Source organism: Streptomyces sp. NPDC088350 (assembly GCF_044753545.1).
In the GTDB taxonomy this organism is placed as follows: domain Bacteria; phylum Actinomycetota; class Actinomycetes; order Streptomycetales; family Streptomycetaceae; genus Streptomyces.
Genome location: NZ_JBIVNL010000017.1, coordinates 39,094 through 61,774, shown reverse-complemented (window position 1 = coordinate 61,774; position 22,681 = coordinate 39,094). Strand labels below are relative to the sequence as shown.

The following is a 22,681-nucleotide window of genomic DNA, read 5'->3' as shown; positions in this document are numbered from 1 at the left end:
ACCGCCGCGTTCGGCGCGCGCCCCGCTCTCCGGGTGACTAGCGTGAGATTTCGGACAACCCGACCTACCGGAGAGGGCCGCTGCCATGGCCGTACAACCTGAGGGAACCCCCTGTTGGGCCGACGCGATGTTCAGTGACGTCGAGGGAGCGAAGAGTTTCTACGGCGACGTCCTCGGCTGGACCTTCGGCGAGGCGTCGTCGGAGTACGGCAACTACACGCAGGCCTTCGTCGACGGAAAGGCCGTGGCGGCCGTCGTACCGCCGATGCCCGGCCAGGAGGGCCAGTCGCAGTGGTGCCTGTACCTCGCGTCACCGGACGCGACGGCCACCGCGGCGAAGATCCGGGAGAACGGCGGCACGGTGCTGATGGAGCCGATGCAGGTCGGCGAGTTCGGCACGATGTGCCTGGCCAGTGAGCCCAGCGGCGCCGTCTTCGGCGTCTGGCAGGGCGGCACCCACGAGGGCTTCGAGGCCTCGGGCGTGCCCGGCGCCTACGCCTGGGCCGAGGTCTTCACCCGCGAGCCCGAGAAGGCGGACGGGTTCCTCCCGGCGGTCTTCCCGTACTCGGCACAGCAGGTGGACGACGGCAACGTCGACTTCCGCGTCTACAACCTCGGCGGGAACCCGGTCCTGGGCCGGATGAAGATGGGCGAAGAGTTCCCGCCCGAGGTCCCGTCGTACGTCAACGTCTACTTCTCCGTCGACAACTGCGACGACGCCGTCGCCAAGGCCACCAAGCTCGGCGGCGTCCTCCGCTTCGGCCCCATGGACAGCCCCTTCGGGCGGTTCGCGGCGCTGAGCGACCCGCAGGGCGCTTCGTTCTCGGTGATCGACATGACCACGACCCAGGGAGAGATGCCGTCGATGACGGCCGTGTAGCCCAGCAGGCCGCGGTTCGCGGGCCGAGTGGCCGCCCTGGGCGCGGCGCTCGGCCCAGCGGCGGTGGCCACGCGGTTGGCCACGGCGACGGCGCAGCCGGGCCCACCGCTCGTGTCGCGAGGTCATCCGCGCAGCGTAGGGGGCGGGCGGAGGAGGTCTTCGGATACGGCCCACAGCCGGGCCGCGGTCACCCGGTCCAGGGCGTACGGCGGGGCCCCGTCCGTCCGGGGCGGCGCGGAGCCCGTCGCGCGGTCATGGCATGATCGGGCGCATGCGTGAACGTGTGGTGGCCGCGTGCGACGGGGCTTCGAAGGGAAACCCGGGGCCCGCGGCCTGGGCCTGGGTCGTGTCGGACGACAAGGAGAGCCCGGCCCGCTGGGAGGCGGGACCGCTCGGCAGGGCCACCAACAACGTCGCCGAACTCACCGCGCTGGAGCGCCTGTTGACGGCGACCGCACCGGACGTACCGCTGGAGATCCGCATGGACTCGCAGTACGCGATGAAGGCGGTCACCACCTGGCTGCCGGGCTGGAAGCGCAACGGCTGGAAGACGTCCGGCGGCAAGCCGGTCGCCAACCAGGAACTCGTCGTCCGCATCGACGAGCTGCTCGACGGCCGCTCGGTCGAGTTCCGTTACGTCCCCGCCCACCAGGTCGACGGCGACCGGCTGAACGACTTCGCCGACCGCGCCGCCAGCCAGGCCGCCATCGTCCAGGAACCCGCGGGCAGCGACCTCGGCTCCCCGGAACCGCCGCCCTCGCCCGACACCCCGAAGAAGTCCGCCCGCCCGGGTGCCGCCAAGTCGCCCCGGAAGAGCGCGAGTTCCTCGTCCCGCACCATCAAGGCGAAGTTCCCCGGCCGCTGCCTGTGCGGTCGCGCCTACGCGGCCGGCGAGCCCATCAGCAAGAACCCCCAGGGCTGGGGCCACCCGGAGTGCCGTACCGCCGAGGCCTGAGGTGCCTGTGGCCGGAGGCGGGCTCAGTCCGAGGTGAGATCCGAACGCATCGCCGCCCGGAGGGACTTGAGGCTCTCACTGACGGCGCTCATCGTCGGCGACCACTCGGGGTCCGTGCCGACGTCGGGTCCGTCGAAGCGGTCCCGCAGATCCCGGACGCACCGGAACGCCTGGTCCGCCGTGGTGCCGAGAGGCTCGGGGGCGATGATCAGCATCTGGTAGCGGAGATTGTAGGCGGCGGTGGACCCCAGCACCTCGCCCGCCCGCCTGATGCGCTCTTCCCTGCTCAGGCCCGCGTCGCGCTTGAGGTCCCTGAGCTGGTGCGTGGTGAGCGAGAGCGCCCCGAGGTACTCGGCGTACAGCTGCTGCTTGACGGCGCGTTCACGGGCCGTGTGCTCCCGCCGCCACCGCGCCCGCTCGGCGACCAGCGTCGTACCGACACCCAGGACCGCGCCGAGAGCGGTGCCCGCAAGAGTTCCCCAGTCCACCGCCCGATGATAGAGAAGCGCGTCACCGCTCTTCCAGCCTGCTACTCTGCGGTCCTACTTGACCACTTTGAGTAATCTCCAGGGGTGTGCGCGTGAAGGTCGCCTGTGTCGGAGGCGGGCCCGCCGGTCTGTATCTCTCGATCCTGCTGAAGCGGCAGGACCCGTCCCACGACATCACCGTCTACGAGCGCAACCCCGAGGGTTCGACCTACGGCTGGGGCGTGACGTACTGGCGCGGACTGCTCGACCAACTCCGGGAGTACGACGCCGAGTCGGCGCGGGCCGTCGACGAGCACTCGGTGCGCTGGAGCGACGGCGTCGCCCGCATCCGGGACCTGACGACCACTCAACCCGGTGACGAGGGCCACGGCATCGGCCGCCACCGGCTCCTCAAGATCCTCGCCGAACGGGCCCGATCCCTCGGCGTACGGCTGGAGTTCGACCACGACGTCACCGCCGACGACCTGCCCGACGCGGATCTGATCGTGGCCGCCGACGGCGTCAACAGCGCGCTGCGCTCGCGCCACGCCGACCACTTCGGCAGCGAACTCAAGCCCGGCCGCAACCAGTACATCTGGCTCGGCACCAGCAAGGTCTTCGGCTCCTTCACCTTCGCCTTCGTGGAGACCGACCACGGCTGGATCTGGTGCTACGGCTACGCGTTCGGCCCCGAGGGCAGCACCTGCGTCATCGAGTGCGCCCCCGAGACCTGGACCGGCCTCGGCCTCGACACGGCGGCCGAGGCCGACGGACTCGCCCTGCTGGAGAAGCTCTTCGCCGACCTCCTCGACGGTCACTCCCTCATCGGCCGCGCCTCGGCCGACGGCAGCGCCCAATGGCTGAACTTCCGCACCCTCACCAACAGCACCTGGCACCGCGGCAACCTCGTCCTGCTCGGCGACGCCGCCCACACCACCCACTACTCCATCGGCGCCGGCACCACCCTCGCCCTGGAGGACGCCATGGCGCTCGCCGACGCCCTGCGCGACCACACCGAACTCCCGCAGGCCCTCGCCGTCTACGAACAGCGCCGTAAATCCGCCCTGTTGTCGATCCAGAGCGCGGCCCGCTACAGCGCCCAGTGGTACGAGAACCTTCAGCGCTACATCCACCTCCCCCCGCACCGCATGTTCGCCCTGCTCGGCCAGCGCCACTCGCCGCTGCTGCCGTATGTCCCGCCCCAGGTGTACTACGGCATCGACAAGGCGGCGGGACGGCTGGAGGCGCTGCGCCGGTTCAAGCGCTGGCTGGGCCCCAAGGTGGCCCGTACCGTGCACGCGCGGGCGCTCGCCTCCCGCAGGTAGGGCGCCCTCCGCGAGCGGTCGGCCTTCCGGGCGCGGGTTCGGGAAGACTGGGTGAATGGCTATTCACCGGATAAGGTGAATAGCCATTCACCTTCTTTTTTCGTGTCCGCTGGAGTGCCCATGGGCCAGCCCGTCCCGATACCCGACCCGCCCGGTACCACCGCCGGGCGGCCCCCCTTGCGGGACCGGCTCACCGTGCCGGTGCTGGCGTTCGGCGGGATCCTCATGGCGGTCATGCAGACCGTGGTCGTCCCGCTGCTGCCCTCCCTGCCCCGGCTGACCCACTCCTCCGCGGGCGCCGTCTCCTGGATGGTCACCGCGACCCTGCTCTCCGGCGCCGTCCTCACCCCCGTGCTCGGCCGGGCCGGCGACATGTACGGCAAGCGACGGATCCTGACCGGCGCCCTGAGCCTGATGACCGTCGGCTCGGTCATGTGCGCCCTGTCCTCCGACATCCGCGTGCTCATCACCGCCCGCGCGCTCCAAGGCGCAGCCGCCGCCGTCGTCCCCCTGTCGATCAGCATCCTGCGGGACGAACTGCCCCCGGAGCGCCGGGGCGGCGCGGTGGCGCTGATGAGTTCCACGGTCGGTATCGGCGCCGCGCTCGGACTGCCGCTCGCGGCGCTGATCGTCCAGTACGCCAACTGGCACGTCATGTTCTGGGCGACCAGTGCCCTCGGCGCGCTGGGCGTGGCGGCGGTCTGGTGGGCGGTGCGCGAGTCGCCGGTCCGTGAACCGGGCCGCTTCGACGTGCTCGGCGCGCTCGGGCTGGCCGTAGGACTGGTGTGTCTGCTGCTCGGGGTGTCGCAGGGCGGCCAATGGGGGTGGGGGAGTCCGCGCATCCTGTCGCTGTTCCTCGCCACCTTCGTCGTGCTCGGCCTGTGGTGGTGGCAGCAACTGCGCAGCGAACTCCCGCTGGTGGACCTGCGGTTGGTGTCCCGGCCCCGGGTGGGTCTCTCCCATGTGGCGGCCCTGCTGACCGGCTTCGCGTTCTACGCCAACTCCCTGGTCACGGCCCAACTGGTGCAAGCGCCCAAGGCCACCGGATACGGCCTCGGACTGTCCATCGTCCAGACCGGCCTGTGCCTGCTGCCCGGCGGTGTCATCATGCTGTTGCTGTCGCCCGTCTCGGCCCGGATCTCGGCGGCCCGCGGCCCGCGCGTCACGCTCGCCATCGGAGCCGCGATCATCGCGCTCGGCTATGTGGTGCGCATCGCCGACAGCCGTGACCTGTGGTCGATCATCCTGGGCGCCTCGGTCGTGGCCACCGGTACCACCTTCGCCTACTCGGCGCTGCCCACGCTCATCCTGCGCGCCGTCCCGGCCGGCCAGACCGCGTCCGCCAACGGTGTCAACGTCCTGATGCGCACCATCGGCCAGGCCGCCTCCAGCGCCGTGGTGGCCGCCGTACTGGTGCACCACACCAGCCTGGTCGGCGGCCTCCGACTGCCCACGCTGCACGGCTATCTGATGGCGTTCGCCATCGCGGCCGTGGTCGCCCTCATGGCCTCCGCGGCGGCGCTTACCATCCCGGGCGACCCCGCCCCCGACGACCCCCGGCGCGCCGGTGACCGTGTCCAGGACGCGCGGGACGAGGCGCTGGAGGGAGCATGAGTGCCGTGAGCACCACGCCACCCACTGCGTCCCCGCCCGCACGCCGGGACGCCGAGGCGACCAAGGCGGCCATCCTCAGGGCGGCCCGCTACCTCCTCGCGCGGAACGCGCACGCCGACATCACCCTCAAGGCCGTCGCCGAACGCGCCGGTGTCAGCGCGCCGTTGATCCTCAAGTACTTCGGCAACAAGGACGCCCTGTTCGCCCGCGTCATGTCCTTCGAGACCGACGCGGACGATCTCCTGGACGCCCCGCTCGACGAACTCGGCCACCACATGGTCCTGCACGTCCTGGTCAGCCAGCGCGAACGGGGCGCCGACCCGCTGCTGCGGATCGCGTTCGCGCCCCTCCAGGGCGACCACGGCGACATCCTCCGCGTCAACTTCCGCGCCCAGGTGGTCGACCGCCTCACCGAACGCCTCCCCGGCCCCGACGCCGCCCTGCGCGCCGAACTCGCCGTCGCGACCCTCCTCGGCCTCGGCGTCATGTACGGCATCGCCCGCGGCTCCCGACTGCGCTCGACCCCGATCGACACCATCGTCGACCACTACGGACCCACCGTGCAGGCCCACTTGACGCCCTAGGGGTATCGGCGTGCCCGTCGGTACTGCCGGGCCAGGACCCGCAGCGCGGCCAACGCCCCCGGCCCCGTGTCGTGAAGGAGGACCCTGCCGCCTTCGCGTCGCACCGCGCCGAGTCGTAGTTCCTGGACGGCGATCAGAGCGTCGAGGAACGGCCGGTGTTCGGCCGCGACGAGAGCGGGCAGCGTACGGCACCTTGTGAGCGTGGCCTCGGCGAGGTCGGCCCGTGCCCGGACCACTCGGTCCAACGCCGGTACGCATGCCGGCGACTTGCTGCGCAGATCCTCGAACTTCAGTCCCGCCAGGGCGAGTTCGTCCCGAGGGATGCCGATACGGTCGTTCTCGGTGTCCTCGCACAGGTCGGCGAGGAAGTCGCTGCGCTGCCAGCCCTCGATCAGATCCCGGCATCCCCTGACGTACGAACCGTCGTCGTCGCCCGGCGCGGGCAGCGACGCGGTCAGCATCAAGGCGGGCAGTGAGTAACTGTCCACGTACGCCTGGAAGTCGGCCTCCGTCTCGAAACCGGTCCAACTCACCTCGACGGGAGCGCCGTCGAGGAAGTCGCGAACCCGCGTGGCCAGACCCGGGTGACGGCGTGCGGCGTCCCGGAGCGCCAACAGAGTGTCCTGGACGGGCGGTTCGGCGTTCTCCAGAGCCGCCGTGGTCTCGGCGTCCCAGTCGGCGAGGGCCGCCGTACGCGCGTCCACGTCACCGGTGTCGATCAGTTCGTCGGTCGCGTGCATGTAGGCCACCGGGGCGACGACCGGCGGATGCGGCTCCGCCGGCAACAACAGCCTCACCGCCACGTACGCATCACCGATCCGCGAGTGCGGCGCGCCTATGACACTCAGCGCGGGATCGTGCCCTCCGGAGACAGCCTAGCCAGCCCTAGCCGAACAACCGGTCCAGGAAGGCGTTCCCGAACACCCCGTGCGGATCGAGCCGGTCGAACATCCCCGCCGCCTGCCCCCACACCGACTCCCCGAACGAGCCCGGGATCGCCGTGCCCAGCACCTCCTCGTCGCTCCACGCGGCCTGCTCGGTGTAGGCCCAGCCCTTCGACCACTCGACCCGGGTCAGGGCATCGGTGCCGTCGTAGGAGCGGTACAGGAACTGCTCCAACTCCCGCAGGAACTCCTCCGCGTACGGCGTTCCGGGCAGCGTCAGGACGTCCAGCCAGACGGCCGTGTCCCACTCGGGGTGCTCGGTGCTCGGCCGCAGCGCGGACAGCAACGGGGCGCGGGCGCCGTCCAGTTCGGTGTCGGCGGCGTGGTCGAGGCCGGTCACCCGGATCTCGACGGTGCCGTTGACGGGGAACCGGCCGAGCGCGGCGTACGCGGCGAGCCGCTCCCGGTAGAACTCCGTGAACTCGTGCACCACGCGCTGCACTTGGGCCCGCGAGGTGAGCACCGCGTAGCCGTTCGCGGTCTCCCGCAGTGTCGTCGGCCTGATGTAGAGCAGCGTGTTCTTCGACGGCCCCCAGATGTCCGCCGACAGGGTCGTCACCAACCCCAGCGCGGCCACATCGAGTTGGGCGTTGCCGAGCACCGGCGCCAGATACCAGGCGCCGTCGGCCAGGATCCGCCCGACGAGATCCGCCACCGGCGTCGGCACGTTGTCGGAGAACGGATAGTTGTACGGCGACGAGACGCGCCGCGAGGTCAACGGCTTGGTCGGTGCGACGCTCCACACCTTCAGCCAGGGGAACTCGGTGAACGCGAACCAGATCGCCTCCGCCCGCCCCGACTCGTCCAGGAATCCCGCGAAGGTCCGCCCGCCGGTCCCGGGCGCCGCGAACAACTCCGTGGCCGGGATGTCCGTACGGCTGACGCAACGCAGGTTCGCGTTCGCCCCGACGCGCAGCACGACCTCGGTGATCAGTGAACGCCCGAGATGCGTGAGCAGCGCCGCGCAGTCCGCCTCGTCGCGGGTGTAGGTCCGCAGGGCGTACGCGCCGGAGTCCGCGTCCCACACCACCGCCGTCAGCGACAGCACCAGATTGCTGAGCGACCCGAAGGTGTGCCCGGCCGTCCGCTCCTCGCCGTGCGCGGGTACGGCGGTGCCGTGCGCGTCGATGGCCAGGGCGCCGCCGAGTGTGAGGTCGCCGGGCGCGGGCGAGGCGGTGAGACCGAGGCCGTGACCCTCCAGGAACGTGAGCAGCGCCTCCAGGGTGACCCCGGTGCCGGCCCGCACGGCCGAGGCCGAGTCCAGGGTCAGGCCGGTGAGGTGCGGGGCGGTGTCGACCAGCAGCACCGGCGCGTCGGACGCCGTACCCGACTCGATCGTCAGGGGCGACCAGCCGTGCGAGGAGCCCCGGGCGCGGACCCGCCGGCCGTGCTGCCAGGCCCAGTTGACGACGGACACCACCTGGCCGGCGTCGGTCGGCGCGCACGCCCACAGCCCGTCGGCGGTGATCTCGCCGACCCAGTTCCGGTACGCCGAGCGGTACAGGTCGACATCGGCCGGGAAGTCGGGCAGCTCGGCCGCGGCGACGGCCGGATCGGCCGTCAGGAGTACGGGTACGGCGGCCAGGGCCGCCGCCGAGAGGAGGAAGCCGCGACGGGTCCAGGGAGCGGAACTGCCGTGGTCCGGCCGGAGGTTGTTCGCCACATGATCGGTCACGCGCACACGCTAGGTGCGAGGTGACACGAGTAGGCATTCTGTCGAATCTGTTCACTCGTGTGAGTGAAAGATTCACAGGTCGCGGACCGGAGGAGGCCGTTCCGCGCATGTCAGTGGCGGATGACAGACTGAGGGCATGGACGAACGTGTAATCGGCAGGTCGAATCAGCAGCTGTCCGTCGTCGGTCTCGGCACCTGGCAGCTGGGCGCCGACTGGGGAGACGTCGACGACAAGGAAGCCCTCGCGGTGCTGGAGGCGGCGGCGGAGTCGGGGGTGACCTTCTTCGACACGGCCGACGTGTACGGCGACGGGCGCAGCGAGCAGACCATCGCCACCTTCCTGAGCGGTCGGCCCGATCTGCACGTCCTGGTCGCGACCAAGATGGGCCGACGCGTCGACCAGATCCCCGAGAACTACGTCCTCGACAACTTCCGCGCGTGGAACGACCGTTCCCGCCGCAACCTCGGCGTCGACCGCATCGACCTGGTGCAGCTGCACTGCCCGCCGACGCCGGTCTACTCCTCGGACGAGGTCTTCGACGCCCTCGACACCCTGGTCGCCGAGGAGCGCATCGCCCGGTACGGCGTCAGCGTCGAGACCTGCGAGGAAGCCCTCACCGCGATCGCCCGGCCGAACGTGACCAGCGTGCAGATCATCCTCAACGCGTTCCGCATGAAACCCCTGCTCCAGGTGCTCCCGGCCGCCCAGGAGGCGGGCGTCGGCATCATCGCGCGCGTGCCCCTCGCCTCCGGTCTGCTGTCCGGCAAGTACACCGAGGACACGGTCTTCCCGGAGAACGACCACCGCACCTACAACCGGCACGGCGAGGCCTTCGACCAGGGCGAGACCTTCTCCGGCGTCGACTACGCCACGGGCGTCGAGGCCGCCGCCGAGTTCTCCGCGCTGGCCCCCGAGGGGTACACCCCGGCCCAGCTGGCCCTGCGCTGGATCATCGACCAGCCCGGTGTCACCACGGTGATCCCCGGCGCCCGCTCACCCGAGCAGGCTCGCGCCAACGCGGCAGCCGCCCAGCTGCCCGCCCTGTCCGAGGGCACCCTCACCGCGATCCGTGACCTCTACGACCACCGGATCAAGGACCAGGTCGAAGGCCGCTGGTAGCGCGGACCACGGCTCCAGGAGCGGCCGGCCCGCCGCTTCTGGAACCCCGGCCCTCCGCACGCTCGGCCGGGCGCTCGATGACGCCCAGCCGCGCCATCTGCCGGTCGTGCACACGGCTGAGCACCAGCACCGACACCGTGGCTCCGATCAGCGCGCAGAACATGTCCCACTGCGTGTCCCACACGTCCCCCTGGGTGGCCAGAAAAGCGTCCGCGCTGTGCCCGCCGATAACGGCCGCCGCCCACTCGAAGAGCTCGAACAGGGCGCTGAAGGCGAGACACGCGCACACGGTGAGCGGCGCCAGCCAGCGGCTGCCGCGCAGCGGTGAGGTGCGGGTGAGCAACTCGCGTACCAGGACCGCCGGTACGAAGCCCTGCATCAGGTGCCCGAGACGGTCGTAGGGATTGCGGCTGAGTCCGAACGTGTCGCGGACCCAGTCGCCGACCGGCACCTGCGCGTACGTGTAGTGGCCGCCCACGGCGAGGACCAGCGCGTGCGCGGCGAGCAGGCAGCACAGCAGGCCGGTGAGGGGGAAGCGGCGCCAGGCCAGGACGATCACCGGCAGTCCCACGAGGACCCACACGGTCTCCAGGAACCAGGTCGTGCGATCGTGCGGATGCCAGGCCGAGACGGCCATGCCGACGACCACCAGCGCGACCATGGCGGCGGGCAGACGGCGCCGCGGTGCGGAAGCGAGAACGGACACGATGCAGCTCCCTTGTCGTGGGGAGCCCCATCGTGTCCGAAGGCCGAAGTCGCTACATGAGTACGGCTACTCAGCGGGCGTGGTGGTCTTGCGCAGCGCGGTGAGGCAGCTGTCGATGGCCTGCTGGAGTTCCTCCAGACGCTGGACCATGTCGTCCTCGTAGAAGTCCTGGGCGTCGTCGAAGGTCAGCTCCTCGAACGCCTTCGTGGCCTTCTGGAGACTGCTGTAGAACTTCGTCCGCCGTTCCTGGACGCGCAGTTCGGGGTCGGCCTCCACCGTCTCGACGACCAGGTTCTTCATGGTGTCGTAGGCCTCGGTGGCCCACTCGCCGGTGTCCTCGCCCTCCTCCAGCTCGTCGAGCAGCGACAGATGCCGCTCGGCCTCCTGGCGTACGTCGAGGGGTGCGTCGACGGTCTGTCCGGCGGGGGTCTTGATCTGGCCGGACTCGGCGATCTGCCGGACGTAGCCGATCCGGTCCGCCGAGCGGCTCTCCGTCGCGACGGCCTTCTTCAGGTCGTCGGTGCGGACGACGTCGCGGGCCAACTCGGCCTGGAGTTCGGGGTCTTCGCGCACCCGGTCGAGCAGCGCCTGCCGGGCCGCCCGCGCGGTGGACGGGTCGGCGAGGATCGCGGCGCGCAGCGCGGTCGGGTTCTCCGCCACCTCCAGCGCCTTGGTGGGGCGGATGCCCTCGGCCTCGGCGGCCTCGGAGATGGCGGTGCCGCGCTCCGAGGTGGCGCTGGAGCGGGAGACGTAGTAGTTCAACCACACGTCGGCGTCCGGGAGTTCGACCTCCTGGCCGGGGGCCAGTTCCTCGAACTGCGGGACGAGTCCGTCGTCCGCGGCCCGGTCCCAGGCCTTGTAGTAGCGCATCACGCGCTCGGGGGAGCAGTCGGCGAGTTCGGCGAACTCCTTCGCGGACACCTTGGGCGTCTCGTCCGCGCTCTGCCCGCCGGGCCGTACGCTGCGCGCCACCTTCAGGCCGAACGCCCAGCCGCCGGTGCGGGCGTAGGCTCCGAACTCGTGTGCGTCCCGGGCGACGAGGCCGGCGTCGTCGAGGGCGGTGAAGGACGTCTCGGCCTGGTCGATCACTACGGTCAAGGCGGACTCTCCTGGGCTTGTCATGGAGCACGGTGCAGACGTGCAGCCTATATCCACCCATTGGCGCCGCTTTGGGCGCCCACCCCTCGCGTCGTCAGTTCGCCCCCCGCCGGAAGGTCTTCAGGAAGGTCGTCAGTGCCTGGCGGTTGGCCGCGTCGTCCCACTCGTCGGCGGGCGTCGTCCACCGTAGCGAGAAACTGCGCCCGCCGCCGATCAGGAAACCGCGCCCGAAGGTGCGCAGCCGGTCGCCGCCGGTGCCGGAGAACCACTCCAGGTCGGCGGCCTTGTCGCCCTGGTACGTCGTGGCCTTGATGTCCCCGATCTGCTGGAAGCCCTCGGTCTTCTTCAGCCCCGGCAGCACGTCGTCGCGCCACACGGCGACCGGATCCGGGCCCGCCTGAGTGCTGAACGTCACGGCCAGCGTGCGCGGGTCGCCGGAGGCGCCGAAGGTCACGCGGTAGGCGACATCGGAATCCCGCTGGGTCTCCAGCGCCCTCCAGCCCTTGGGAAGCGCGACGGAGAAGCCCTGCGGCGCCTTGAACACGCGGAAGCCGGCCGGCAGCACCGAAGCGGTGGAGGAGGGCGACGCGGTGACGGAGGGCGAAGAGGAGGCGGCGGCGGAGGCCGTGGGCGACGGCGTGGCGGAGGGGCTGTAGGCGTGTCCGTCGACGTTCTCGCCGGGAGTGGTGGCCGGGGCGGAGGCCGACGGGAGGGGCGAGGGGGCGGTCGCCGCCGAGGTGTCGGTGCCGGGCAGTTGATGGGTGGCGGCGAGGACGGCGACCGTGACGGTGCCCACGGCGAGCGCGGTCCCGGCGGCCATGCCACGGCCGCTCCAGGTGGTCCCCGCCCCGCGGAAGGCGTCGTAGGCCCGCCGCAGCCGGGGCACCGGTTCCACCAGCTGGTCGGCGTACGGGTCGTCGTTGAGGATGCGGGTGAGGGACTCGCGGACCACCGGGCGGGTCAGCCGCTCCCGTGAGTCCTTGCGCAGCAGCCCCAGCACGACCTGCGCGAGCGGCCCGGCGCGCGACGGGGCGCGCATCGGGAGCCGGTCCACCCCCTTCAGGGTCGCCTCGGGACGGCCCCGGTCGCGGAACGGCGGGTGTCCCTCGACCAGCGTGTAGAGGATCGCGCCCAGCGCCCACAGGTCGGCGGCCGGCCCGATCCGCTCGTCACGGGCCTGTTCGGGGGAGGCGTACGACGGCGCGGTGATCCGCGGGGCGAGGGTGGCGCCCGCGAGTCCGAAGCCGGTGAGGACGACGGTGCCCCGGTCCCGCACGAAGACCTGGCCGGGACTGAGTTCGCCGTGGGTGATGCCCTCGTTGTGCGCCGCCTCCAGGATGTCGAGCAGTTCGAGTCCGATGCGGGCCGCCCGTACATAGTGGAACGTGCCCTGCTGGGCGAGGAGTTCACCGAGCGGCGTGCCGTCGATCCAGTCGGTGACCGTCCACAGCGTGCCGCCCTCCTCGACCGCGTCGACGACCGGGGCGACCCGGGTGGGACTGAGCAGCACCATGATCTCGGAGGTGCGCCGGATCCCGGCGGTGGTCCGGCGGGCGTTCTCCTCGTCCAGGGCGGCGGGAAGCGTCACCTGCGTGAGGAGGCAGGGACGTTCGGCGGCCATGTCCTCGCCGTACCAGGCGACACGGTTCGTCTCCCGGTGCGCGACCTCCATGAGCCGGTATCTGCCGGCGACCAACTCGTGTACGGAGACGTGCGTCTCGACCATGGCCATCCCTCGCTGAACCCCTGGCTCTCACCTTTCCCAGAAGTACGGCGAGTGTGATGGGCTGGTTCAAAGGAATCCCCATTCCCCGCTGGTTCTTGCCTTTTATTCAATCGCGGCGAGCGGGTGTGCGAGGAAATACGGTCGGGAGGGAGGTCCCAGGTCGTCGCGCGTGTCGAGGGGCGCGGTGAATTCGCGCCGGAGGTTCGGCGGCTTCGGCGGCGGAATATCGTTGTCCCTACCTGGCAGTAACCGGCGGTAACGTGCAATTTGTTTGCCGTTGGTGCGCCGGCCAGGTTCTCGACAGGAGTGCGCGCGTCCGTTCGGGCTCGGGCCGGAGCGCTCACGGCGGACAGTCCAGGGGCTGTCCGCCGTGCACGGCTTCCCGGACGTGGGGTCGCAACTGCCGCGCCCGAGGGCGCGGTTGACCACCGGGGGTGGGGCGGCGCGCCGGCCTGACCGTCAGCGGTGACGCCTCCCCCGAGTGAGCGCCCGGGCCGGCCGAGGTCTCCCTCCGGGCAGGGAACAGGGTGGACGTTCCCCTGTCCCCGTCCGTGGGGTGTCGTCAAGGCCGGCGCGGCGCGGCGGTCAGTACTGCTCGGTCTCCACGAAACCCGCGTCCACGTCGTCGGCGCCGAAGGCGTCGGTGGCGGTCAGGTTCAGTCCGGGCGGGCTGTCCTTGAGACCGAGGCCCATACCGGCCAGCTTCTCCTTGACCTCGTCGATGGACTTCGCACCGAAGTTGCGGATGTCCATCAGGTCGGCCTCGGAACGCGCCAGGAGTTCACCCACCGAGTGGACGCCCTCGCGCTTGAGGCAGTTGTAGGAGCGGACCGTGAGTTCCAGCTCCTCGATCGGCAGGGCGAGATCGGCGGCAAGGGCGGCGTCCACCGGGGACGGGCCCATGTCGATGCCCTCGGCGTCGAAGTTCAGCTCGCGGGCGAGACCGAACAGCTCCACCAGGGTCTTGCCGGCCGACGCCATGGCGTCACGGGGACGCATGGCCTGCTTGGTCTCGACGTCGACGATCAGCTTGTCGAAGTCGGTCCGCTGCTCGACACGGGTGGCCTCGACCTTGTACGTGACCTTGAGCACGGGGCTGTAGATGGAGTCGACCGGGATACGGCCGATCTCCTGGCCCACCTGCTTGTTCTGCACGGCGGAGACGTAGCCGCGACCGCGTTCGACGGTCAGCTCCATCTCCAGCTTGCCCTTGCCGTTGAGCGTGGCGAGGACGAGGTCGGGGTTGTGGACCTCGACACCGGCCGGGGGCGCGATGTCAGCGGCGGTGACCAGACCCGGGCCCTGCTTGCGCAGGTACATCACGACAGGCTCGTCCTGCTCGCTGCTGACGACGAGTTGCTTGATGTTGAGGATGAGGTCGGTGACGTCCTCCTTGACGCCCGGCACGGTGGTGAACTCGTGCAGGACACCGTCGATCCGGATGCTGGTGACAGCCGCACCGGGGATCGAGGAGAGGAGCGTACGACGAAGAGAGTTGCCGAGGGTGTAGCCGAAGCCCGGCTCCAGCGGCTCGATCACGAACCGGGAGCGGAACTCGTCGACGACTTCTTCGGTCAGGGACGGACGCTGAGCGATCAGCACGTGGTGTTGCCTCCAGTGGTTTGGCGCCCGCTATGTGACGCCGTGGACACCACGAAGGGTACGGGGCGGCACGGGATCGCCGGGGTAGCGGCTGTGCGCGGTCATGTTCGGATGTGGCCAGGGGCGATCTCCCTGTCCAGCGGGCGCACAGCCGCGGGACAGGGCACGTCTTGGGATGACACAGGAGAAGCCGGAGCGGGGCAAGCCTTTTCTGCCGCGGCGAAGGTTCACCAGGTCACCGACCCCGCCGCTCTCCGATCGAGGCGACGGGGAACCGTAGCACCTCGCCGCGCGACAGGAGTAAACGGTCGGTCAGTAGGCGTCGGTGACCTGCTCCAGCGCTCGTACGAACCCGGCGGCGGGGTCGCTCAACGCGCGGTTGCCGGGCCAGGCCACGCCGACGATGCGGGGGTTGACCCGGGCGAGCGCGAGTGTGTGGAGGCCGGGGTGCGGGGACGGTACGGCGAGCCGGGGGAGGACCGCGGCGGCGTGACCGAGGCGGGCCAGGCTCAGCAGGGTCGCGGTCTGGTTGCTGCGGAATACCACTCTTCTCCCGTAGGCGGGCCGTCCGAGGCGGGCCTCGATCGAATGCACCTCGCGCATCTTGCCGTAGGCCATGAGGGGGAGCTCCGGGTAGTCGTTCAGGTCCACGGCGCCGGAGAGGGCGGCCGACGACCCGGTCTACGACGGCAGCCGGCTCGCCCGGGACGGCGAGCTGGTCGTGGTCACGCTCAACTACCGAGTCGGCGTCGAGGGGTTCGCCCGGATCGAGGGCGCCCCCGCCAACCGCGGTCTGCTCGACCAGGCCGCCGCACTGGAGTGGGTGCGCGAGAACGTCACCGCCTTCGGCGGCGACCCCGACCAGGTCACGGTCTTCGGTGAATCCGCCGGCGCCGGGTCCGTCGCCGCGCTGATGGCCATGCCGCGAGCACGGGGTCTGTTCCGGAGGGCCATCACGCAGAGCGTGCCGGGCACCTTCTTCTCCGGCGCGCTGGCCGGGGACATCGCCGAGACGCTGGCCGGCGAGCTGGGGCTGCGCCCGACGGTCGCCGACCTGTCCGGTGTGGCCCCGCGCAAGCAGCCCGCGGCCGGAGCCGCGCTGACCGCCAGGATGCGTGAGTACGTCCACCGATGGGGTCCGGTGGCTCTCACCCCGACCCCCTTCTCGCCCGTCGTCGACGGCGACGTCCTGCCCACCGCGCCGTGGCAGGCCCTCGCGGACGGCGCCGCACGGGACGTGGAGCTGATCACCGGGCACCACCGGGACGAATACCGCCTCTTTCTCCTGCTCGGCGGGCTGCTCGGCCAGGTGGACGAGAGTCTGGCCTCGACGACGCTGGGCCTGTTCGGGCCGACGCCGGACGCCGAACAGGCGTACCGCACCGCGTTCCCGGACGCCTCCGCGGAGTACCTGTTCGAACTGGTGCAGTCGGACTGGCTGTTCCGCATGCCCTCGCTGCACCTGGCGGAGGCGCAGGTGGCAGGCGGCGGCCGGGCGCACGTGTATGTACGAGCTGACCTGGTCCGCACCCGCCGACGGCGGCGCCCTGGGTGCCTGCCACGGCCTCGACGTACCGCTGACCTTCGGCATGTACGGCGGCCTCGGCGCCCTGCTCATCGGGCCCGACCCCACGCCGGAGACCGAGGCGCTCTCCGCCCGCTTCCGCTCCGCCTGGACCGCCTTCGCGGCCGACGGCGACCCCGGCTGGCCCGCGTACGACACCGAGCGCCGACTCGTGCGGCTCCTCGACACCGACCCCACGGTCACCGTGTACCCGGAGGAGGCCGCCCGGCGGCTCTGGGAGCGGCACGCCTTCACCGCGCTGCCCCTGCTGACCGCGTAGCCCGGCAGCTTCCGCCCCGCTTCGCTCGACGGCCGGCCGGGTGGTGACCGGTCGGCCGTACACGCTCCGGCTCACCGCTTCCGTCTCCCGTCACGGACCCGGATGCTCAGGGCCCCGGCCGCGGGTCCGGGAACTCAGTCCCGCGCGGCGAGTTGGCCCCGGTCGGTGAAGAGCGCCCGGTGCAGCATGGCGCGGACGCGGTCGTGCAGTTGCTCGCGGTGGACGACGTCGTTGTCCGCCATCGCCCCGGCGGCCATGGGGAAGGCCAGCATCAGGTCCTGGACGCCGACGTCCCGGTGGACGAGTCCGGCCTCGCGGCCACGTTCGAGATGCGGCTCGAACGCGGCGACGGTCCTGGCGGACAGGTTCGTCAGCCAGGTGACGTCCGCGCCGGACAGGACGTGCGCGAGGCTCCGGTTGTCGCACTGCAGGTCGAGCACGAAGTCGAGGAGGCGTACGACGGCGTCGGGGCGTTCGCCCAGTCCGGCGGCGTGCTGCTCGATACGCGTGACGTTGTCCTCGTAGGCCGTCTCCGCGAGTTCCTCGCGGGTGGCGAAGTTGCGGTAGATCGTGGTCCGGCTGACGCCTGCCGCGCGGGCGATCTCCTCGAAGGCGACGTCGGGGCCGTGCTCGGCGAACGCCTTGCGGGCGGCCGTCAGCAGCCGCTCCCGGTTGCGGGCGGCGTCGCGTCGTTTCGTGCGCTGAGCCTCTTCTGGCATGCGTCGCAGACTACTGGTCATCATCCGTACGCCGCCGTACGTTTCTTGCCATTATCCGTACACCGCTGTACGTTTCGTGGATCGTCGTGCTGAAGCTGAAGGAGATTGCACATGGAAGGCCTCAAGGACAAGGTCGTCGTCCTCGCCGGTGCGGGCGGGCTCGCCACCGCGACGGCGAAGTTCCTGGGCGCGGGGGGCGCCACGATCGTGGTGAGCGACGTCGTGGAGGCCTCGGCCGAGGCCACATTGCGGGCCGCCCGGGACGCCGGGGGAGACGGCCTCGCCATGGTCGTCGACATCTCGGACGAGGACCAGGTCAGGAACCAGATCGACTGGGCCGTGAAGGAGTTCGGGCGGATCGACGGGCTCTTCAACGTGGCGGCCAACATCCACCCCGACGAGGTCGCCAAGGACACGAACGTCGTCGACATCGACCTCGCGGCCTGGCAGCGCACGATCGACGTGAACCTGACGGGCTATCTGCTGACCCTCAAGCACGCCCTGCCCCACATGATCGCGGGCGGCGGCGGGTCCGTGGTGAACACCCTGTCCGGCGCCGTCTACGCCGGTATGCCGGACAAGGTGGCGTACTCGGTGACGAAGGCCGGCATCGGCGCCCTGACCCGCCATGTCGCGCGCAAGTACGGCAAGGAGGGCATCCGCGCCAACGGTGTCGCCCCGGGCCTGGTGATGACGGAGGCGACGAAGCTGAACCTCCCGGAGGAGTTCCGCGACATGATCCTCACCGGGACGCCCGCGCCACGCCACGGCGAGCCCCGGGACATCGGCGCCACCGTCGCGTTCCTGCTGTCCGACCTCTCGGAGTGGATCACCGGCCAGATCCTGTGCGTCGACGGGGGAACCACCATGCGCGTCTAGGGCAGTTCACAGCACGGGCAGGGTCACCTCGATCAGCGTCCCGCCGTCCACAGGGCTCTCGACGCGCACGGTGCCGCCGTGCAGGTCGGCGACGGCCGCGACGATCGAGAGCCCGAGGCCGCTGCCGCCCCGGGCCCGGCTCCTGCTCTTGTCGGCACGGTAGAAGCGGTCGAAGACATGGGGGACGGCGTCGGCCGGGATACCCGGACCGTCGTCGCGGACGCGCAGTACGGCACGGCCCTCGGCCACCGACAGGCCGACCGCGCAGGCCGCCTCCGACGGTGTGTGCATGCGGACGTTGACCAGCAGGTTGGCGACGACTCCGCGCAGTTGGGCCTCGTCCCCGCGCACCGTCACGTCCGGGGTCACGGTGACCGTCCAGGGGCGGTCCGGCTCGACCGCCGCCGCGTCCCGGCAGGACTCGGTGACCACGCGGCTGAGATCGACGGGTTCGAGGTCGTCCGGGTCGTCCTCGTCGAAGCGGGCCAGCATGAGCAGCGACTCCACGAGACGCGTCATCCGGTGCACCTCGGCCAGCATGCGGTCCATCGCCTCGTCGACGGACTCGGTGTCGGGCAGGGCTCCGCGCTGGTACAGCTCGCCGTAGCCGCGGATGGACTGGAGCGGGGTGCGCAGCTCGTGCGAGGCGTCGGCGACGAACTGGCGCAGCCGTTCCTCCGAGGCGTCCCGCGCGGCGAGGGCGGCGTGGATCTGGTCCAGCATCCGGTTGAGGGCGCCGGAGAGCCGGCCCACCTCGGTCGTCGGGGCGACCCGGGCCTCGACCAGCCGCGGCGCGAAGTCGCCGGTGGCGATGCGGTCGGCGGTCCGCGCCGCGTGTTCCAGCGGGCGCAGTGAGCGCCGTACGACGAGGACGCCCAGGACGGCCAGGACGACGTCGGCGAGCAGCTGCACGCCGACGACCACCAGGACGGCCCGGCGGACCGCGGCCTCGGTCGCGGCGGTGCCGACGGCGGCCACGGCGGTGCGGCCGTCGGCGAGCCGGGCCGTGGCGAGCCGATACTGCGCGGAGCCCGCCGAGCCGTCCGCCGGCACGGTCACCGGGGTGTCGGGAGCGGGTGCCGGGTCCGGAAAGCGCGGGCCCGGGCCCTGAGGGCGCCTGTCGCCGTCGAGGAAGGCGATGTACAGATCCCCGCCGAACCTGATCCACCGGTGGTCGGTTGAGTCCTTGCCCGCGATCTCGATGCCGACGGCACTCGCGGTCGCCATGCCGGCGGTCGTCGTGGTGAGCCGGTGGTCGAGTTCCTTGTACAGCGAGGACCTCAGGACCGAGAACGTGACGATGCTCGTGACCGTCAGCACTCCGTTGAACAGCACGATGAGCAGAATGCTGATGCGGGTGCGCAGCGGCCGGTTCCGCCACCAGCGCCGGGTCAGCACCCGGTGGCCCGGAGGCTGTAGCCGACACCGCGATGCGTGTGGATCAGCCGCTCGCCGTCGCTGTCGACCTTGCGGCGCAGATAGCTGATGTAGGTGGCCACCACGGTGTCGTCGCCGTTGAAGTCGTACGACCACACATGCTCCAGCAGCCGGGCCCGGGTGATCACCCGGCCCTGGTGCAGCATCAGGTACCGCAGCAGCCGGAACTCGGTGGGGGACAGATCGATGAGGGTGCCGGCCCGGCGCACCTCGTGGGTCAGGGTGTTCAGGGTCAGGTCGGCGACCCCGATCGTGGGGTCGCTCGGGCGGTGCGCGCGGGTCCGGCGCAGGACGGCGCCCACGCGGGCGGCGACCTCGTCCAGACCGAACGGCTTGGTGATGTAGTCGTCGCCGCCCGCCGTCAGTCCCCGTACGAGATCCTTGCGGGTGTCGCGGGCGGTGAGGAAGACGACGGCGACCGGGAGGGCGTCGGCGCGCAGCCGGTTCAGGACCTCGAAACCGTCGCTGTCCGGCAGCATGATGTCGAGCAGGACCAGGTCCGGCAGGAACTCCCGCGCCAGGGACAGCGCTTCGCGGCCGGTGGCGGCGGTGCGGACCTCGTACCCGACGAACCGCAGGAACCGGGTGACGGTGTCCACGATCGCCGGTTCGTCGTCGACCACCAGCAGCCGCCCCCGCACCCGCGGCTCCTTGTCGTCGTCCATCGGTGAAGCCTCTCCGCGCATGCCGTGATCCTGTGATCAAGGGTGCCCGACGGTCCGGGCGCCTTCCATGGGAGTTCCGTGTGAGAAGAGTCCCCGGCGGGGCGGAACCGGGCTCACGGGCCCGGCCGGCTCATAGCGTCGCGGTCGTCGGGCCCCGCGGTCTCTCGCCGTGTGCCGGGCCCTCCCGTCCGCGCGTCCACCTCCAGGGAGTTCTACTTGTCCACGTTCCTGTACCGCCTGGGGAGGTTCTCCTACCGGCGCAAATGGACGGTGATCATCGGCTGGCTCGTCGTGCTGTGCGCCCTCGGCGCGGCGGCGGCCACCCTGATGAAGCCGTTCACCTCCTCCACGAGCATCCCGGGAACCGAGGCGCAGAAGGCCTCCGACGTCCTCGCCAAGGAGTTCCCGTCGGGCAGCGACGGCATCACCGGGCAGATCGTCTTCCGGGCGCCGCGGGGCGAGACGGTGACGGCCGGTCCGGCGGCCGACGCGATCCGTACGGCCACCGCCCGGATCGCGAAGACACCGGGCGTGGAGTCCGTCACGGCGCCCTCGACCGCGGCGGGGAACGTCTCCCGTGACGGCCGTACCGGCATGGGCAAGGTCACCTTCACGGTGGAGCAGGCCGACAAGATCGGCTCGGCTTCGGTCAAGGAGATCGAGGCCGCGGCCGGGCAGGCGCGGGCCGCCGGACTGACCGTGGCCCTGGGCGGCCAGGCGTTCGACCCCGTGCCGGCGGCCGGCGGCGGTGCCGGAGAAGGGGTCGGCGTGCTGATCACGCTGATCGTCCTGGTCCTGGTGTTCCGCTCGCTGCGCGCCGCCGTCGTCCCACTGGCCATGGCCCTGGTGGGCGTGGCGCTGGGTGTCCTGGCGCTGCTGACGCTCACCAGCGTCGTCGCCATGGACAGCACCGCGCTCGTCCTCGCCCTCATGCTGGGCCTGGCCGTCGGCGTGGACTACGCGCTGTTCATCGTCTCCCGGCACCAGACGCAGGTCAGGGACGGCATGGACCCGGAGGAGTCCGCGGGCCTCGCCGTGGGCACCGCCGGCTCGGCCGTGCTGTTCGCCGGAGCGACGGTGGTGATCGCGCTCGCCGCGCTGACCGTCGTACGGATCCCGTTTCTCGCCGTCATGGGACTCGGCGCGGCCCTCACCGTCGTCATCTCGGTGGTCCTGGCACTCACCCTGCTGCCCGCCGTCCTCGGCCTGCTCGGCCCGCGCATCGCCTCCAGTCGCATTCCGGCGCTACGGCGCTCCGCGCGCCGCTCGCTGGACAAGCAGCGGTCCGGTGCGGTCGGCGCCGGGGTGCGCTGGGCCCGGCTGATGGACCGGCGGCGCTGGGCCGTCCTGGTGCTGGGGGTGATCGGGCTCGGCGTGCTGGCGGTGCCGGCCGCCGATCTGCGGCTCGGGCTGTCGCTGCCCAGCACCAACGCGGAGGCTGCCCGCGCCCAGAAGCTGACCGACGACGCGTTCGGCCCCGGCTACAGCGGCACCCTGGTCGTCCTGGTCGAGGGCAAGGGAGCCGAGGCCGCCGCCGGGCGGATCGCCGGTGCGGCGGCCAGGCTGCCCGACGTCGCCTCCGTCGCTCCCGCCCGGCTCAGCGGCAGCGGCGACGCGGCCCTGGTCGGCGTCGTACCGAAGAGCGGTCCGCAGTCCGAGCGCACCGAGCGGCTGCTGCACGACATCCGTGCCGCCCGCGACGGCATCGAGAAGTCCACGGGCACCGACATCAACGTCACCGGCTCCACCGCCGTCAGCATCGACGTCGCCGCGAAACTCACCCAGGCGCTGCCCGTCTACTGCCTGGTGGTCATGGGCCTCGCGGTCCTGCTGCTGACCCTGGTGTTCCGCTCGATCGCCGTGCCGTTGAAGGCCGCGCTGGGCTTCCTGCTGTCGCTCGGAGGCTCGCTGGGTGTGCTGGTCGCCGTCCTCCAATGGGGCTGGTTCTCCTCGGTACTCGGCACCCAGGCGAGCCCGACCGTGATCAGCTTCCTGCCGATCCTGCTGATCGGGATCCTGTTCGGACTCGCCATGGACTACGAGGTGTTCCTCGTCTCCCGGATGCGCGAGGAGTACGCGCGCGGCAAGAGCCCGGTGACCGCGATGGTGGACGGCTTCGGGCACGGCTCGAAGGTCGTCACCGCCGCCGCGGTCATCATGGTGAGCGTCTTCGGGTCCTTCGTCTTCGCCGACATGCAGATCACGAAGGGCATGGGCCTGGCCCTCGCGGTGGGCGTCCTGCTCGACGCCTTCGTGGTCCGGATGTGTCTGGTGCCGGCGGCGATGTCCGTCCTGCAGCACGCGGCCTGGTGGCTGCCGCGCTTCCTGCACCGGGTGCTGCCCCATGTCGACGTGGAGGGCGAGCAGTTGGCCCGTGAGCAGACGACTCCGGCGGAGTCCGACCGGGACCTTCTCGCCACCCGGTCCTAGAGCGCGGTCGA

19 protein-coding genes and 1 pseudogene are annotated in these 22,681 nt (G+C 71.2%); 9 read left to right on the top strand and 11 right to left on the bottom strand.

The window, feature by feature from the left end; all coding sequences use genetic code 11:
• The first annotated feature begins 85 nt into the window (after nt 1–85).
• Nucleotides 86–880: a VOC family protein gene (locus ACIQBL_RS42645; protein WP_401952834.1), complete on the top strand. Its 795-nt coding sequence runs from the start codon at nt 86–88 to the stop codon at nt 878–880.
• Between the two features lie 259 nt (nt 881–1,139).
• Nucleotides 1,140–1,835, top strand: coding sequence for a ribonuclease H (locus ACIQBL_RS42640; protein WP_401952831.1), 696 nt, complete (start codon nt 1,140–1,142; stop codon nt 1,833–1,835).
• A 23-nt stretch (nt 1,836–1,858) separates the two neighbouring features.
• Here ACIQBL_RS42640 and ACIQBL_RS42635 read toward each other — a convergent pair whose 3' ends face one another.
• A complete protein-coding gene (locus ACIQBL_RS42635) occupies nt 1,859–2,323 on the bottom strand; it encodes a hypothetical protein (RefSeq protein WP_401952828.1) in 465 nt (154 codons plus the stop codon).
• Between the two features lie 92 nt (nt 2,324–2,415).
• Here ACIQBL_RS42635 and ACIQBL_RS42630 point away from each other — a divergent pair, with 92 nt between their 5' ends.
• The 3 genes from ACIQBL_RS42630 to ACIQBL_RS42620 all read left to right on the top strand — a co-directional run bounded on the left by ACIQBL_RS42630 (nt 2,416) and on the right by ACIQBL_RS42620 (nt 5,825).
• The gene (locus ACIQBL_RS42630; RefSeq protein ID WP_401952825.1) at nt 2,416–3,627 is read left to right on the top strand and encodes an FAD-dependent monooxygenase; all 1,212 of its coding nucleotides are present in this window, start codon (nt 2,416–2,418) and stop codon (nt 3,625–3,627) included.
• Nucleotides 3,628–3,747: 120 nt separating this feature from the next.
• Nucleotides 3,748–5,241, top strand: a complete 1,494-nt coding sequence (locus ACIQBL_RS42625; protein ID WP_401952823.1) for an MFS transporter — start codon at nt 3,748–3,750, stop codon at nt 5,239–5,241.
• On the top strand, nt 5,238–5,825 hold the full coding sequence (locus ACIQBL_RS42620; RefSeq protein WP_401952820.1) for a TetR family transcriptional regulator: 588 nt from the start codon (nt 5,238–5,240) through the stop codon (nt 5,823–5,825). Before ACIQBL_RS42625 ends, ACIQBL_RS42620 begins: the two co-directional genes overlap by 4 nt.
• Here the strand turns inward: ACIQBL_RS42620 and ACIQBL_RS42615 are convergent.
• Both ACIQBL_RS42615 and ACIQBL_RS42610 read right to left on the bottom strand, forming a co-directional pair.
• Nucleotides 5,822–6,628, bottom strand: a complete 807-nt coding sequence (locus ACIQBL_RS42615) for a squalene/phytoene synthase family protein (RefSeq protein WP_401952817.1) — start codon at nt 6,626–6,628, stop codon at nt 5,822–5,824. The genes ACIQBL_RS42620 and ACIQBL_RS42615 overlap by 4 nt on opposite strands.
• An 82-nt stretch (nt 6,629–6,710) precedes the next feature.
• Nucleotides 6,711–8,444 (bottom strand): cholesterol oxidase substrate-binding domain-containing protein, encoded by a 1,734-nt coding sequence (locus tag ACIQBL_RS42610; RefSeq protein ID WP_401952815.1) that lies wholly within the window; start codon nt 8,442–8,444, stop codon nt 6,711–6,713.
• A 136-nt stretch (nt 8,445–8,580) separates the two neighbouring features.
• Between ACIQBL_RS42610 and ACIQBL_RS42605 the strand changes: the two genes are divergently transcribed.
• Nucleotides 8,581–9,564 carry an aldo/keto reductase gene (locus ACIQBL_RS42605; RefSeq protein WP_401952812.1) on the top strand — a complete coding sequence of 328 codons (984 nt, stop codon included), beginning with the start codon at nt 8,581–8,583 and terminating at the stop codon, nt 9,562–9,564.
• On the opposite strand, the gene ACIQBL_RS42600 is transcribed toward ACIQBL_RS42605, so the two are convergent.
• The 5 genes from ACIQBL_RS42600 to ACIQBL_RS42580 form a co-directional block, all read right to left on the bottom strand.
• Nucleotides 9,536–10,225 (bottom strand): DUF2238 domain-containing protein, encoded by a 690-nt coding sequence (locus tag ACIQBL_RS42600; protein WP_401953192.1) that lies wholly within the window; start codon nt 10,223–10,225, stop codon nt 9,536–9,538. The two genes, ACIQBL_RS42605 and ACIQBL_RS42600, sit on opposite strands and share 29 nt — an antisense overlap.
• Nucleotides 10,226–10,336: 111 nt before the next feature.
• Nucleotides 10,337–11,392: a hypothetical protein gene (locus ACIQBL_RS42595; protein ID WP_401952809.1), complete on the bottom strand. Its 1,056-nt coding sequence runs from the start codon at nt 11,390–11,392 to the stop codon at nt 10,337–10,339.
• Between the two features lie 70 nt (nt 11,393–11,462).
• A complete protein-coding gene (locus ACIQBL_RS42590) occupies nt 11,463–13,100 on the bottom strand; it encodes a serine/threonine protein kinase (protein WP_401952807.1) in 1,638 nt (545 codons plus the stop codon).
• 579 nt (nt 13,101–13,679) lie between these two features.
• Nucleotides 13,680–14,696, bottom strand: coding sequence for a DNA-directed RNA polymerase subunit alpha (locus ACIQBL_RS42585; protein WP_401952804.1), 1,017 nt, complete (start codon nt 14,694–14,696; stop codon nt 13,680–13,682).
• A 312-nt stretch (nt 14,697–15,008) separates the two neighbouring features.
• Nucleotides 15,009–15,347, bottom strand: coding sequence for a LysR substrate-binding domain-containing protein (locus ACIQBL_RS42580; RefSeq protein ID WP_401952801.1), 339 nt, complete (start codon nt 15,345–15,347; stop codon nt 15,009–15,011).
• A 25-nt stretch (nt 15,348–15,372) separates the two neighbouring features.
• Here ACIQBL_RS42580 and ACIQBL_RS42575 point away from each other — a divergent pair.
• Nucleotides 15,373–16,540: pseudogene (locus ACIQBL_RS42575) on the top strand (carboxylesterase family protein); the annotation flags it as partial.
• 134 nt (nt 16,541–16,674) lie between these two features.
• On the opposite strand, the gene ACIQBL_RS42570 reads toward ACIQBL_RS42575, so the two are convergent.
• Nucleotides 16,675–17,259 (bottom strand): TetR/AcrR family transcriptional regulator, encoded by a 585-nt coding sequence (locus ACIQBL_RS42570; protein WP_401952798.1) that lies wholly within the window; start codon nt 17,257–17,259, stop codon nt 16,675–16,677.
• 111 nt (nt 17,260–17,370) lie between these two features.
• Between ACIQBL_RS42570 and ACIQBL_RS42565 the strand changes: the two genes are divergently transcribed.
• Complete coding sequence (locus ACIQBL_RS42565; protein ID WP_401952795.1) at nt 17,371–18,138, top strand: SDR family NAD(P)-dependent oxidoreductase; 768 nt, start codon at nt 17,371–17,373, stop codon at nt 18,136–18,138.
• 6 nt (nt 18,139–18,144) lie between these two features.
• Here ACIQBL_RS42565 and ACIQBL_RS42560 read toward each other — a convergent pair whose 3' ends face one another.
• Entirely contained in the window at nt 18,145–19,536 is a 1,392-nt protein-coding gene (locus tag ACIQBL_RS42560) for a sensor histidine kinase (RefSeq protein WP_401952792.1), read from the bottom strand.
• A complete protein-coding gene (locus ACIQBL_RS42555; RefSeq protein ID WP_401952789.1) occupies nt 19,530–20,240 on the bottom strand; it encodes a response regulator transcription factor in 711 nt (236 codons plus the stop codon). Before ACIQBL_RS42555 ends, ACIQBL_RS42560 begins: the two co-directional genes overlap by 7 nt.
• A gap of 216 nt (nt 20,241–20,456) precedes the next feature.
• Between ACIQBL_RS42555 and ACIQBL_RS42550 the strand changes: the two genes are divergently transcribed.
• Nucleotides 20,457–22,670, top strand: coding sequence for an MMPL family transporter (locus ACIQBL_RS42550; protein WP_401952786.1), 2,214 nt, complete (start codon nt 20,457–20,459; stop codon nt 22,668–22,670).
• The last annotated feature ends 11 nt before the right edge of the window (nt 22,671–22,681 follow it).

What these genes read in the sequence shown, in the direction of transcription:
- ACIQBL_RS42645 (WP_401952834.1), top strand. Translation starts at nt 86, where the DNA reads ATGGCCGTACAACCTGAGGGAACCCCCTGTTGGGCCGACGCGATGTTC.
- ACIQBL_RS42640 (WP_401952831.1), top strand. Translation starts at nt 1,140, where the DNA reads ATGATCGGGCGCATGCGTGAACGTGTGGTGGCCGCGTGCGACGGGGCT.
- ACIQBL_RS42625 (WP_401952823.1), top strand. Translation starts at nt 3,748, where the DNA reads ATGGGCCAGCCCGTCCCGATACCCGACCCGCCCGGTACCACCGCCGGG.
- ACIQBL_RS42620 (WP_401952820.1), top strand. Translation starts at nt 5,238, where the DNA reads ATGAGTGCCGTGAGCACCACGCCACCCACTGCGTCCCCGCCCGCACGC.
- ACIQBL_RS42605 (WP_401952812.1), top strand. Translation starts at nt 8,581, where the DNA reads ATGGACGAACGTGTAATCGGCAGGTCGAATCAGCAGCTGTCCGTCGTC.
- ACIQBL_RS42600 (WP_401953192.1), bottom strand. Translation starts at nt 10,225, where the DNA reads ATGGTCGCGCTGGTGGTCGTCGGCATGGCCGTCTCGGCCTGGCATCCG.
- ACIQBL_RS42595 (WP_401952809.1), bottom strand. Translation starts at nt 11,392, where the DNA reads ATGACAAGCCCAGGAGAGTCCGCCTTGACCGTAGTGATCGACCAGGCC.
- ACIQBL_RS42590 (WP_401952807.1), bottom strand. Translation starts at nt 13,100, where the DNA reads ATGGCCATGGTCGAGACGCACGTCTCCGTACACGAGTTGGTCGCCGGC.
- ACIQBL_RS42570 (WP_401952798.1), bottom strand. Translation starts at nt 17,259, where the DNA reads ATGCCAGAAGAGGCTCAGCGCACGAAACGACGCGACGCCGCCCGCAAC.
- ACIQBL_RS42565 (WP_401952795.1), top strand. Translation starts at nt 17,371, where the DNA reads ATGGAAGGCCTCAAGGACAAGGTCGTCGTCCTCGCCGGTGCGGGCGGG.
- ACIQBL_RS42555 (WP_401952789.1), bottom strand. Translation starts at nt 20,240, where the DNA reads ATGGACGACGACAAGGAGCCGCGGGTGCGGGGGCGGCTGCTGGTGGTC.